Genomic DNA, 12,520 nt, shown 5'->3' with positions numbered 1-12,520 from the left:
GCGGAATCGGGTAGAATGGCGGCCGGAAGTTGGCCAGGCAGTCGCTGCGTTCGTTCGCAAGAACGGACGGGGAGGAAAGTCCGGGCTCCGCAGGGTAGAATGCCGGTTAACGGCCGGGCGTCGTGAGGCGATGGAAAGTGGCGCAGAGAGCTGAACCGCCGATGGCCGGAGGAAGCGTCCGCAAGGACGTGGACTCTTGATTTCGCCGCGCAAGCGGCGAGACGGATCAGGCAAGGGTGAAAAGGTGTACTGGCCGGGCGAGAGCCCGGTCGGACAGATAGGGTGTGGTGCCCTATTCTGCGGTAAGAGCGCACCGCGGACGTGGTAACACGGACGGCAGGCAAAACCCCATCCGGAGCAAGACCAAATAGGGGGAATTGACGTTGCTCGCGTATATCCCCGGGTAGGTCGCTTGAGCCTGTCGGTAACGGCAGGCCTAGAGGAATGACTGTCCAACGACAAGACCCGGCTTATCGGCCAACTTCCACCTCATCCCCGCGACCCCATGGCTTGACGCTATGGGGTTTGCTCAAAAAATAAGCAAAAAAAATCCACGTTCCTGGGAAAAAGCTTTACAATACCGGCCCTTCAGTCAGCTATCCCAGAGTTTCGCAAGCATGCGCATTGGTTCGTACACATTGAAAAACCGGCTGATCGTGGCGCCCATGGCCGGGGTGACGGATAGACCGTTCCGCATGCTGTGCAAGCAATTGGGCGCCGGCATGGCGGTATCGGAAATGATCACCTCCAACAAGGCGCTGTGGACCACGGCCAAGACCTTGCGTCGCGCCGACCACGCCGGCGAGGTGGAGCCGATCTCGGTGCAGATCGCCGGCTCCGATCCGGCGCAGATGGCCGAGGCGGCGCGGCTCAACGTGGAGCGCGGCGCGCAGATCATCGACATCAATATGGGCTGTCCGGCCAAGAAGGTGTGCAATGTGGCCGCCGGTTCGGCCTTGCTGCGCGACGAGGCGCTGGTGGGACGCATCCTGGAGGCGGTGGTCAAGGCGGTGGACGTGCCGGTGACGCTGAAGACGCGCACCGGCTGGAGCCCGGAACACCGCAACGCGCTGCGGGTGGCCAAGCTGGCCGAGGATTGCGGCATCGCCGCGCTGGCCTTGCACGGCCGCACTCGCGAGGACATGTATCGCGGCGCGGCCGAGTACGACACGATACGCGAGGTGAAGCGGCAGATCCGGATTCCGCTGATCGCCAACGGCGACATCGATACCCCGCAGAAAGCACAGTGGGTGCTGGAACATACCGGCGCCGATGCCATCATGATAGGACGGGCGGCCCAGGGCAGGCCGTGGATTTTCCGCGAAATCCAGCATTTTCTGGAGAGCGGCGAATGCCTGCCGCCGCCGGAAGTGAGCGAGATCCGCCAGCTCTTGCTGGGGCATCTGGATGAGCTATACCAGTTTTACGGCGAATATTCGGGCTGCCGCATCGCCCGCAAGCACATCGCCTGGTACACCAAGGGACTGCAGGGCGGCAACGCGTTCCGCCAGCAGATGTACCAACTCGAGTCCACGGCGGAGCAGCGCTTGGCCGTGGCGGCCTATTTCGACCGTTTGGCCGGGGACTCTGAACGGCTGGTGTATTTGGATGGCGCTGGGGAAGCGTTGGACCACGACTCGGAGACGGTGGTGGATGGCTAATTCCAATCAGACTTGGACAGAATAATAACCATGCAGAACAATGACCATATCTCGCAGTCGGTGCGGCTGGCGATGGAACAGTATTTCAGGGACCTGGATGGCGAGAACCCCTCCGCCATCTACGACATGGTGTTGGCTTGCGTGGAAAAGCCATTGCTCGAGGTGGTGCTGATACACACCCAGGGCAATCAGACCCGGGCGGCGGAGTTGCTGGGATTGAACCGCAACACCCTGCGTAAAAAGATGAAGTCTTATGATTTGATATGAAGACAAACCGGCCATACCGAATAGGGTGGCCGGTTTTTTTTGTGTTCCTTTTTAGTTAACGCGGTAGAGAACCATGAGCAAAATCGAACGCGCGCTGATCAGCGTCTCCGACAAGAGCGGCATTCTGGAATTCGCCCAGGCCCTGGCTTCCCAAGGGGTGCACATCCTGTCCACAGGCGGCACCGCCAAGCTGCTGGCCGACGCCGGCGTGCCGGTGACCGAGGTGTCCGACTACACCGGCTTTCCGGAAATGCTGGACGGCCGGGTCAAGACCCTGCATCCGAAAGTGCACGGCGGCATCCTGGGCCGCCGCGATCTGCCGGAGCATGTGGCCAAGATGGCCGAGCATGAGATCGGCAACATCGATCTGGTTTGCGTCAATCTCTACCCGTTCGAAGCCACCATCGCCAATCCGGACTGCGAACTGGAAGACGCGATCGAGAACATCGACATCGGCGGCCCGACCATGGTGCGTTCCGCCGCCAAGAACTGGGCGCACGTGGCCATCGTCACCGACGCGGCCGATTACGCGGCGCTGGCGGAGGAGATGCGCGCCAACGGCGGCGCGCTGTCCAAGGCCACCCGCTTCGAATTGGCCAAGAAGGCCTTCACCCACACCGCGGCCTACGACGGCGCGATTTCCAACTACCTGACCAGCCTGGCCGACGGCGCGCTGGCGGGCAAGCCGGAACGCGTGGCCTTCCCCAAGCGCCTCAACGCCCAGTTCGTCAAAGTGCAGGACATGCGTTACGGCGAGAACCCGCATCAGGCGGCCGCCTTCTATCGCGATCTGGACCCGGCCGCCGGCTCCATCGCCAATTACCGTCAGCTGCAGGGCAAGGAACTGTCCTATAACAACATCGCCGACGCCGACGCCGCCTGGGAAGCGGTGAAGACCTTCGACGACACCGCCTGCGTCATCGTCAAGCACGCCAACCCCTGCGGCGTGGCGGTGGCGGGCGACACCTTGAGCGCCTACCGGCTGGCTTTCGCCACCGACACCACCAGCGCCTTCGGCGGCATCATCGCCTTCAACCGCCCGGTGGACGCCGCCACGGTGGAAGCGGTGACCGGCCAGTTCCTGGAAGTGTTGATCGCGCCGGCTTTCACCGAGGAAGCCAAGGCCGTGATCGCCGCCAAGAAGAATGTGCGCGTGCTGGAAATCCCGCTGGAGATCGGCGCCAACCGCTTCGAACTGAAGCGCGTCGGCGGCGGCGTGCTGGTGCAGACGCCGGACATCCGCAATGTGGGCCTGGACGAATTGCGCGTGGTGACCCAGCGTCAACCGACGCCGCAGGAGCTGTCCGATCTGCTGTTCGCCTGGCGCGTGGCCAAATATGTGAAGTCGAATGCAATTGTTTTCTGTAAAAATGGTCAGACTGCCGGTATCGGCGCCGGCCAGATGAGCCGCGTCGATTCCACCCGCATCGCCGCGCGCAAGGCGGCCGACGCCGGCTTGAGCCTGCAGGGCGCGGTGGCGTCGTCCGACGCCTTCTTCCCCTTCCGCGACGGCATCGACGTGATCGCCGAGCAGGGGATCAAGGCCATCATTCAGCCGGGCGGTTCGATGCGCGACGAAGAAGTGTTCGCCGCCGCCGACGAGCACGGCATCGCGATGGTGCTGACCGGGGTGCGTCACTTCCGCCACTGAGCGGTTCCGATTAACCGGAGGAGGCCGGCATGCCGGCTTCTTTACATGGATTTGTTGTTTTTCCGATGAGAGCAATTGTTTGTTGGCTGGGCGCCGGCTTGTTGGCGTCCGCCAGCCTGGCGGCGCAGGCCGAAGAGACGGCCGCCGAGCCGCAAGGTTTCTGGCAACGCGGCCGCGCCAATATCGAAGCGACCTGGCGTTCCGACCAGTACGAGTTGTACGTGCCGGCGGTGACGTGGCACAACCGCGCCTTCTACGATAGAGAGAAGATCCGGCAATTCAACGAACGGCCGTGGGGCTTGGGCGCGGGACGTTATCGCTACGACGCCGACGGCGACTGGCACGCGGTGTACGCGATGGCCTTCCTGGACTCGCACAAGGATGTCGAGCCCTTCGTCGGCTACGCCTTCCAGAAAATATGGCGCCCATTGGACGGCTGGCGCTTGGGCGCGGGCTTCACCGCCGGCGTCACCGCGCGCTCGGACTACAGCTACGCGCCCTTGCCGGCGGCGCTGCCGCTGGTGTCGGTGGAATACCGCCGCCTGGCCTTGCAGGCCACTTATATCCCGGGCGGGCACAATAACGGCAATGTCTTGTTCGCCTGGCTGCGTTGGCAGTTGGGCTGAGTGAAGAATCCGGCGCGTTGCGACGCGCCGTAAAAACGAGTGGAGCATCGAACATGAAAGTACTGGTTATCGGCTCCGGCGGACGCGAGCACGCGCTGGCCTGGCGCATCGCCAAGTCGCGCCGGGTATCCAAGGTCTTCGTCGCGCCCGGCAACGCCGGCACCGCGCTGGACCCCAATCTGACCAACGTCGAGCTCGGCAGCGTGGCGGAGTGGGTGGCTTTCGCCAAGCAAGAGAAGATCGAACTGACGGTGGTGGGCCCGGAAGCGCCACTGGCGGCCGGCGTGGTCGACGCCTTCCGCGCGGAAGGACTGCGAATCTTCGGCCCCACCCAGTATTGCGCGCAGCTGGAAAGCTCCAAGGATTTCGCCAAGGCCTTCATGAAGCGCCACGGCATTCCCACCGCCGCGTACGAAACCTTTAGCGACGCCGCCGCCGCTCATGCCTATGTCGACGCCAAGGGCGCGCCCATCGTGATCAAGGCCGACGGCCTGGCCGCCGGCAAGGGCGTGGTGGTGGCGCTGACGCTGGACGAGGCGCACGCCGCCATCGACGATATGCTGGTGGGCAACAAGATGGGCAGCGCCGGCGCGCGCGTGGTGATCGAGGACTTCCTGCAGGGCGAGGAGGCCAGCTTCATCGTGATGGTGGACGGCGACCACGTGTTGCCGATGGCCACCAGCCAGGACCACAAGCGCTTGCTGGATCAGGATCAGGGCCCGAACACCGGCGGCATGGGCGCCTACAGCCCGGCGCCGGTGGTGACGCCGGCGGTGCACAACCGGGTGATGCGCGAAATCATCCTACCCACGGTGCTGGGCATGAAGAAGGACGGCCACAGCTATACCGGCTTCCTCTACGCCGGGCTGATGATAGACGCGCAGGGCAATCCTTACACCATCGAGTTCAACTGCCGCTTCGGCGATCCGGAAACCCAGCCCATCATGGCGCGTCTGAAGTCGGACTTCACCGTGTTGTTGGAAGCCGGCGTCAACGGCCGCCTGAACCAGGTGGAGGCGGAATGGGACCGGCGCGTGGCCTTGGGCGTGGTGCTGGCGGCCGAAGGCTATCCGGAAGCGCCGCGCAAGGGCGATCTGATCAGCGGCTTGCCGCCGGAGAGCGAGGACGGCATGGTGTTCCACGCCGGCGTCAGCCTGGACGCGGACAAGCAGCTGCGCAGCAACGGTGGCCGCGTGTTGTGCGCGGTGGGTCTGGGCGACAGCGTCAAGATGGCGCAGGGCAAGGCTTACGTGCTGGCCGACCAGATTCAGTTCGCCGGCAAGCAGATGCGCCGCGACATCGGCGCGCGCGCTATCGGCCGCAAACATTAGCGTCTTGCCGCTTGATAGAGAAACAGCGCCGCAAGCGGCGCTGTTTTCATTTCCGGGCTTGGATCCGGCTCAGCCCAGTTCGGCCTGGCGCAGGCTGGGCGCGGCGCCGTCCTTGGCCGACAGTTGCGGCTCGCCGTCCAGCGGCCAGGCAATGGCCAGCTCCGGATCGTTCCAGGCGATGGAACGCTCCAGCTCCTTGAACCAATAGTCGGTGGTCTTGTACAGGAACTCGGTGCTGTCCGACAGGGTGAGGAAGCCGTGAGCGAAACCGGGCGGCACCCAGAGCTGACGTTTATTGGCGGCGGACAGGTAGGTGCCCACCCACTGGCCGAAACTGGCGGAGCCGGGGCGGATGTCGACGGCGACGTCGAAGACTTCGCCGGCGATCACCCGCACCAGCTTGCCCTGGGCGTGAGGCGCCAGTTGATAGTGCAGGCCGCGCAGCACGCCCTTGGCCGAGCGGCTGTGATTGTCCTGGACGAAGGGCGCGGCGCAGCCGACGGCGGCTTCGAAACGCTGTTGATTGAAGCTTTCGAAAAAGAAGCCGCGTTCGTCGCCGAATACGGCGGGTTCGATGATTTTGACGTCGGGAATGCTGGTGTCGATGATGTTCATGTGTCGCTCGTCAAGATCAATAGACCGGCTGATCCAGCATTGCCAGCAGATAGCGGCCGTAGCCGGTCTTCTGCAGCGGTTTGGCCAGTAGGCGCACCTGCTCGTCGCCTATCCAGCCGGAACGGTAGGCCACTTCCTCCGGGCAGGCCACTTTCAGGCCCTGACGGCTTTCTATGGTGGCGATGAACTGGCTGGCTTCCAGCATGGTTTCATGGGTGCCGGTGTCCAGCCAGGCGTAGCCGCGGCCCATGGTCTGCACCGAGAGCTGGCCCTGCTGCAAATAGACGTTGTTGACGTCGGTGATCTCCAGCTCGCCGCGCGGCGAGGGCTTGATCGCCTTGGCGATGTCCACCACCTGCTCGTCGTAGAAGTACAGGCCGGTCACCGCGTAATTGGACTTGGGCTGCGCTGGTTTTTCCTCGATGGACAGCGCCTTGCCGTCGGCGTCGAAGGCCACCACGCCGTAGCGCTCCGGGTCGTTGACGCGGTAGGCGAACACGCTGGCGCCGCTGCGCTTGGCGTTGGCGTCTTGCAGCAAGGCGGAAAAGTCGTGGCCGTAATAAATGTTGTCGCCCAGCACCAGCGCCGACGGCGCGCCGGCCAGGAAGTCCTCGCCGATGATGAAGGCCTGGGCCAGGCCGTCCGGACTGGGCTGCACCGCGTATTGCAGCCGCAGCCCCCATTGGCTGCCGTCGCCCAGCAGTTGTTCGAAACGGGGCGTGTCCTGCGGGGTGGAGATGATCAGGATCTCGCGGATGCCGGCCAGCATCAGCGTGGTCAGCGGATAGTAGATCATCGGTTTGTCGTAGATGGGCAGCAATTGTTTGCTGACGGAAATGGTGGCCGGGTACAGCCGGGTGCCGGAGCCGCCGGCCAGGATGATGCCTTTGCGTGCCTGAGTCATTGAGTGTCTTTCTGTTGCGGCTGGGCGCTAAGTTCGGCCAGCACTTGTTTGACGCCGCTTTCCCAGGGCGGCAGCGCAAGGCCGAAGGTCTGCCGCAGCTTGGCGCAATCCAGCCGGGAGTTGGCGGGACGGGGCGCCGGCAATGGATAGTCGGCGGTGGTGATCGGCTCGATGTCGGCCGGCGACAGCCGCAGCGCATAGCCCAGTCTGCCGGCCTCGGCCACCAGGAAGCGGGCGTAGCCGTGCCAGCTGGTTTCGCCCTGCGCCGTCAGGTGATAGCTGCCGTAGGCGAAGCCGGCCGGGTCGCGCAGATAGTCGCGCAGCAGGGCCACGGTGACGTCGGCGATCAAGGCGGTGGAGGTGGGCGAGCCGATCTGATCCGCCACCACCTTCAGGCTGTCGCGTTCCTGCGCCAGGCGCAGAATGGTCTTCAAAAAGTTGCCGCCATGGTTGCCGAACACCCAGCTGGTGCGCAGAATCAAGTGCCGCGGCGCGGCGGCGCGCACCGCCTCCTCGCCCGCCCATTTGCTTTGGCCGTAGACCGAGCGCGGCCGGGCCGGGTCGTCCTCGCGCCAGGGCTGTTCGCCGGCGCCGTCGAATACGTAGTCGGTGGAGTAGTGCAGCAAGAGCGCCTGGTGCTGAGCCGCCCATTGCGCCAGCAGCGCCGGCGCGGCGGCGTTGACCGCATGCGCCTGTTCCGCCTCGCTCTCGGCGCGGTCCACCGCGGTGTAGGCGGCGGGATTGACGATGATGTCGGGCTGGTGGCGTTCCAGCGCCTGGCGGATGCTGTCTGCCCGGCTCAGGTCCAGTTCGGCCCGGCTGAGCGCGACGACCTCGCCCAGCGACGTCAGCGCGGTCCGCAACCGATGGCCGAGCTGGCCGTTGATCCCGGTCAGCAGAATGGTGGGTGAGCGCTCAGCCATAGTGCTGGTTCACCCAGTCGCGATAAGCGCCGCTGCTGACGTTGGCGACCCAATCCTGATGTTGCAGATACCAGGCCACGGTTTTGCGGATGCCGCTGTCGAAGGTTTCCTGCGGTTTCCAGCCCAATTCGCGCTCCAGCTTGCGCGCGTCTATCGCGTAGCGGCGGTCGTGGCCGGGGCGGTCGGCGACGAAGGCGATCTGTTCGGAGTAGCGGCGCGCCGGGTCGGCTTGAGGCGCCAACTCGTCCAGCAGCGCGCAGATCGCTTTGACCACGTCCAGATTGGTCTTCTCGTTCCAGCCGCCGACATTATAGGTTTCGCCGGGCACGCCGGCTTCCAGCACGCGGCGGATGGCGCTGCAATGGTCTTTGACGTAGAGCCAGTCGCGCACCTGGCTGCCGTCGCCGTAGATGGGCAGGGGCTTGCCGGCCAGGGCGTTGAGGATCACCAGCGGAATCAGCTTCTCCGGGAAGTGATAGGGGCCGTAGTTGTTGCTGCAATTGGTGGTCAGCACCGGCAGGCCGTAAGTGTGGTGCCAGGCGCGCACCAGGTGGTCGGACGCGGCCTTGGACGCCGAGTAGGGGCTGTTGGGCTCATAGCGGTGGCGCTCGGAGAAGGGCGCGTCGTCGGGTCCCAGCGTGCCGTAGACTTCGTCGGTGGAGACGTGCAGCAGGCGGAAGGCGGCGCGGTCCGCGTCCGCCAGCCCTGTCCAGTAGCCGCGCACGCTCTCCAGCAGATTGAAGGTGCCCACCACATTGGTCTGGATGAAGTCGCCGGGTCCGTGGATGGAGCGGTCGACATGGCTTTCCGCGGCGAAATTGAGCACCGCGCGCGGCTGGTGTTCGGCCAGCAGGGCGTCGAGCAGCGCGCGGTCGCCGATGTCGCCGCGCACGAAGACATGGCGCGGGTCCTGTCCCAGGGTTTTCAGGGTGTCGAGATTGCCGGCGTAGGTCAGCGCGTCGAGATTGATGATGCGCTCATCGCTCTGCGCCAGCCAGTCCAGCACGAAATTGCCGCCGATGAAGCCGGCGCCGCCAGTGACCAAAATGCTCATATTGTTCTTTCAATAGCTTGAATCAGAAAACTGGCTCATTGCGGCCGCGGGATGGTACGGCTGCAAGAGGATGACAAAAATATTTTATGGGTTCAATGAATAATATCGACAGCTTGGCTAGGTTCCAAATGCTTAAAAATATCGGAGCGGGGCGGTGAAGGAAAGGGGCAAATTTATGGCATTTTTACAGTTGGCATCGGAAATTCGACATTGACTTGATGCGGCTTCTCCTAGATTGGAGGTGAATGGCGAAGGCCGGCCTGCTTATAGGCCGGAGACCGAGCCTGATGTCGAGGAGAGTTCATCGTGAGTCGTATCGCATCGCCGGCAGAGCCGGAAGCCGGAGGCCGATGGCGCGGGATCGCGCATTTCCTGCGTCATGAGCGCCGCTGCTGGCGCCGGCTGGCGTATTGGTTGAAGCAATTTCGCAGCGACAGACCGCCGCTTCGCTGCTACGCCTGGCGGCCGGCGCCGGAGGATGTTGACGACGCGGCGTCGAAGCGCTAGGTCGCCGTCGTGGACAGCGGTACAATGCGGCTTTACTTTCGCATCGCCGTCCATCATGAAGTTCACGCCAGGCCAGGTGCGGCCCGTGCCCCGTCTGCCCGGCCGCGCCCTGCAACAGCAGGCCCGCGCCGCCTTGAAGCAAGGCGAGGTCATCGCCTATTCCACCGAGTCCTGCTACGGCCTGGGCTGCAATCCGCTGGATGTGCGCGCCATCCGCAAAATTCTGGCGATCAAGGCCAGGCCCAATCACAAGGGGCTGATCGTGATCGCGGCCGACGTCTCCCAGATCCGTCATCTGATCCGTCCGTTGAGCGCCGCCCAATACGCGGAACTGGCGCGCTACTGGCCCGGTCCATATACTTTTTTGCTGCCGGCCTCGAGCCGGGTGCCGCCGGCCTTGCGCGGCAAACACGACAAGATCGCCGTGCGCGTGACAGCGCATGGCGAGGCGGCGGCCTTGTGCCGCAGCCTGGGCACGGCGCTGGTGTCCACCTCGGCCAACCGCGCCGGCCAGCAATCGCTGAAAACCGCGCGGGCCTGCCGCGAGGCTTTCCGCCAGCGGGTGCTGACCCTGCCGGGCCGCATCGGCAAGCGGCGCAAACCGTCCACCATCATTGATTTGGAAACAGGCCGCGTGTTGCGCTGAGCCTGGCGATTACAAGAGGAGTTGCCGTGCAACAGATTTCCTTCCTGAGCCTGATCCTGGACGCCAGCCTGATGGTGCAATTGGTGATGGCCGGCCTGGCCTTGATGTCGGTGCTGTCCTGGGCCCTGATCTTCAACAAGATCGCCGTGCTGCGCGCGGCGCGGCGCAATAGCGATGAGTTCGAGCGTAATTTCTGGAGCGGCGCGGACCTGAACCGCTTGTACGAGGACGCCAGCCGCCGTAGCGACACCGTGGGCATGGAGCGCATTTTCCAGTCCGGTTTCGCCGAGTTCCTGAAGCTGCGCGGCCGCAACGGCACCGAGCTGTCCGACATCATGGCCGGCTCGCGCCGGGCGATGAAGGCGGCGGCGCAGCGCGAGCTGGACGCCCTGGACAGCCATACCTCCTTCCTCGCCACCGTCGGTTCGGTCAGTCCTTACATCGGCCTGTTCGGCACGGTGTGGGGCATCATGCATGCCTTCATCGGCCTCGGCAACGCCGGCCAGGCCACCTTGTCCACGGTGGCGCCGGGCATCGCCGAGGCGCTGGTGGCCACCGCCATCGGCCTGTTCGCCGCGATTCCGGCGGTGGTGGCCTACAACCGCTTCGCCACCGACGTCGACCGCTTGGCCACCCGCTTCGACAGTTATATGGAAGAGTTCTCCAACATCTTGCAGCGCTTGGCCACGCGTTAAGCCTGGCCCGTCCGCGGCAAAATTGGACTTGCCACGGACATTCCCATACGGCATGGTATCCGGTTCCACTTTCCCGAGCCGCACCATGCCGTTTTCGCGCATTCCCCCGCTGACCTTAGCCGCTTTCTTCGCCCTGTACGTGATCTGGGGCTCCACCTATATGGGCATACGCATAGGCATCGAGTCCTGGCCGCCGATGATGATGGCCGGCCTGCGCTTTTCCTTGGCTGGCTGGCTGATGCTGGCCTACCTATGCTTGCGCAAATACCCGATGCCGAACGCGCGGGAGCTGGGCGGCGCCGCCTTGCTCGGCGTGCTGATGCCGGCGGTGGGCAACGGCTTGGTCACGGTGGCGGAGAAAGACGTGTCCTCAGGCGTGGCCGCCTTGGTGATCGCCACCGTGCCGCTGTTCACCCTGTTGTTCGCGCGCATGTTCGGTCAAAAGGCGCGCAAGGTGGAATGGGCCGGCATCGGTCTGGGCGTTTGCGGCATGGTGCTGTTGAATATGGGAGCCAATCTGAAGGCCAGCCCCAGCGGCGCCGCGCTGCTGCTGCTGGCCTCCGCCGGTTGGGGGCTGGGCTCGGCCTGGAGCCGCCATCTGGCTCAGCCCAAGGGACCGATGGGCAGCGCCTGGATGATGATCTTCGGCGGCGCAGCCTTGTTGCTGGCCAGCCAGGCCTATGGCGAGAAGCTGCAGGCGATGCCGACGCTGTCCAGCTGGCTGGCCTTGTTTTACCTGGCGGTGTTCGGCTCCATCATCGCTTATAGCGCCTATCTGCACTTGCTGAAGACGGTGTCTCCGGCCGCCGCCACCAGCTACGCCTACGTCAACCCGGTGATCGCGGTTTTGCTGGGCGTGGTCTTCCTCGGCGAGCATATCGGCCTGCACGAGATGCTGGCGATGAGCGTGATCGTGGCGGCGGTGGTCTTGATCAGCTGGTGGCGTTAGCCCGTCAGCAGCGACATGCGCCGCAGCAGGCGCCGGCCTTGGCGCTGGTGTTGAATCACCGCGCCGATGTGGGCGGTCAATAGCAGAGCCAGCAGCACATTGCTGGCGAAGTGCAGCTTGGCCAGCGCGCGCGTGGCCGCGCCGGCTTCCAGGCTGGGCGGCAGCGTGAGCAAGCCGAACACGTCGACCGGCCGCTCCATCATCAGCCAGCCGCTGGCCAGCGATAGACAGCCCAGCAGATAGAGCAGCGCGTGGGCGCGGCGCGCCAGCCGGTGCTTGGCGGGCGGAATGCCGGCCAGCGGCGGCATGCGGAAGCTGGCGCGGTAAACAACGCGCAGCAGGAAGACCGGCATCAACAAGGTGGTCAGCGCAACGTTGAACGGCGGAATCGCCGCGGCGACGGCCGGCGGCAGCGCGCCGGAGGCGAGCGCGAAGCCGCTGATCATCGCCCACAGGATCACGACTGCGCAAATCCAGTGCAGCCAGGCGGCGATGGGCGGATAGGTCTGGGTTGGGGTTTCCATCGGAATCGGCTTTCTTGCGAATCCCGGCAGGCGACGCGCGGCCGCCGTCCTGCCTGCGTCGCGGGCATGGCGCGGTGGCCATCCAAGGAATGGGCCTGCGGCAGGAGGAGTGTGGGAGAGACCGGCCTTCCGGGACGGGGAAGGCCGGCGAGTCAACACGTCAGGCG

General features: G+C 64.6%; 13 protein-coding genes and 1 other RNA gene. 9 read left to right on the top strand and 5 right to left on the bottom strand.

Features of this window, described 5'->3' with window-relative positions; genetic code table 11:
• The first annotated feature begins 25 nt into the window (after positions 1–25).
• From rnpB to purD, 6 genes are all read left to right on the top strand, one after another.
• Positions 26–489, top strand: an RNA gene (gene rnpB, locus DB032_RS20185) — RNase P RNA component class A.
• Positions 490–617: 128 nt separating this feature from the next.
• The gene (gene dusB / locus DB032_RS20180) at positions 618–1,661 is read left to right on the top strand and encodes a tRNA dihydrouridine synthase DusB (protein WP_107801030.1); all 1,044 of its coding nucleotides are present in this window, start codon (positions 618–620) and stop codon (positions 1,659–1,661) included.
• Between the two features lie 30 nt (positions 1,662–1,691).
• A complete protein-coding gene (gene fis, locus DB032_RS20175) occupies positions 1,692–1,928 on the top strand; it encodes a DNA-binding transcriptional regulator Fis (protein WP_019100932.1) in 237 nt (78 codons plus the stop codon).
• A gap of 73 nt (positions 1,929–2,001) precedes the next feature.
• Complete coding sequence (gene purH, locus DB032_RS20170; RefSeq protein WP_107801029.1) at positions 2,002–3,579, top strand: bifunctional phosphoribosylaminoimidazolecarboxamide formyltransferase/IMP cyclohydrolase; 1,578 nt, start codon at positions 2,002–2,004, stop codon at positions 3,577–3,579.
• A 65-nt stretch (positions 3,580–3,644) separates the two neighbouring features.
• The gene (pagP, locus tag DB032_RS20165; RefSeq protein WP_107801028.1) at positions 3,645–4,205 is read left to right on the top strand and encodes a lipid IV(A) palmitoyltransferase PagP; all 561 of its coding nucleotides are present in this window, start codon (positions 3,645–3,647) and stop codon (positions 4,203–4,205) included.
• A 53-nt stretch (positions 4,206–4,258) separates the two neighbouring features.
• Positions 4,259–5,536 carry a phosphoribosylamine--glycine ligase gene (gene purD, locus DB032_RS20160; RefSeq protein WP_107801027.1) on the top strand — a complete coding sequence of 426 codons (1,278 nt, stop codon included), beginning with the start codon at positions 4,259–4,261 and terminating at the stop codon, positions 5,534–5,536.
• 69 nt (positions 5,537–5,605) lie between these two features.
• Here the strand turns inward: purD and rfbC are convergent, their stop codons facing one another.
• The 4 genes from rfbC to rfbB are packed head-to-tail and all read right to left on the bottom strand — an operon-like array spanning position 5,606 to position 9,032.
• The gene (gene rfbC, locus DB032_RS20155; protein ID WP_107801026.1) at positions 5,606–6,151 is read right to left on the bottom strand and encodes a dTDP-4-dehydrorhamnose 3,5-epimerase; all 546 of its coding nucleotides are present in this window, start codon (positions 6,149–6,151) and stop codon (positions 5,606–5,608) included.
• Between the two features lie 16 nt (positions 6,152–6,167).
• Positions 6,168–7,055, bottom strand: a complete 888-nt coding sequence (rfbA, locus tag DB032_RS20150) for a glucose-1-phosphate thymidylyltransferase RfbA (RefSeq protein ID WP_107801025.1) — start codon at positions 7,053–7,055, stop codon at positions 6,168–6,170.
• On the bottom strand, positions 7,052–7,978 hold the full coding sequence (gene rfbD / locus DB032_RS20145; RefSeq protein WP_107801024.1) for a dTDP-4-dehydrorhamnose reductase: 927 nt from the start codon (positions 7,976–7,978) through the stop codon (positions 7,052–7,054). Before rfbD ends, rfbA begins: the two co-directional genes overlap by 4 nt.
• Positions 7,971–9,032 (bottom strand): dTDP-glucose 4,6-dehydratase, encoded by a 1,062-nt coding sequence (rfbB, locus tag DB032_RS20140; RefSeq protein WP_107801023.1) that lies wholly within the window; start codon positions 9,030–9,032, stop codon positions 7,971–7,973. Before rfbB ends, rfbD begins: the two co-directional genes overlap by 8 nt.
• 592 nt (positions 9,033–9,624) lie before the next feature.
• Between rfbB and DB032_RS20135 the strand changes: the two genes are divergently transcribed.
• From DB032_RS20135 to yedA, 3 genes are all read left to right on the top strand, one after another.
• Positions 9,625–10,185 carry an L-threonylcarbamoyladenylate synthase gene (locus DB032_RS20135; RefSeq protein ID WP_227105591.1) on the top strand — a complete coding sequence of 187 codons (561 nt, stop codon included), beginning with the start codon at positions 9,625–9,627 and terminating at the stop codon, positions 10,183–10,185.
• A gap of 35 nt (positions 10,186–10,220) precedes the next feature.
• Positions 10,221–10,880: a protein TolQ gene (gene tolQ, locus DB032_RS20130; protein WP_368651269.1), complete on the top strand. Its 660-nt coding sequence runs from the start codon at positions 10,221–10,223 to the stop codon at positions 10,878–10,880.
• 85 nt (positions 10,881–10,965) lie between these two features.
• Positions 10,966–11,829, top strand: a complete 864-nt coding sequence (gene yedA, locus DB032_RS20125) for a drug/metabolite exporter YedA (RefSeq protein WP_107802041.1) — start codon at positions 10,966–10,968, stop codon at positions 11,827–11,829.
• Here the strand turns inward: yedA and DB032_RS20120 are convergent.
• The gene (locus DB032_RS20120) at positions 11,826–12,353 is read right to left on the bottom strand and encodes a cytochrome b (RefSeq protein ID WP_107801021.1); all 528 of its coding nucleotides are present in this window, start codon (positions 12,351–12,353) and stop codon (positions 11,826–11,828) included. The genes yedA and DB032_RS20120 overlap by 4 nt on opposite strands.
• Between the last annotated feature and the right edge of the window lie 167 nt (positions 12,354–12,520).

Origin of the sequence: Chromobacterium sp. Panama, assembly GCF_003052555.1 — a bacterium.
In the GTDB taxonomy this organism is placed as follows: domain Bacteria; phylum Pseudomonadota; class Gammaproteobacteria; order Burkholderiales; family Chromobacteriaceae; genus Chromobacterium.
The sequence above is the reverse complement of the archived record's forward strand: the minus strand, read 5'-3'. Positions and strand labels throughout refer to the sequence as shown.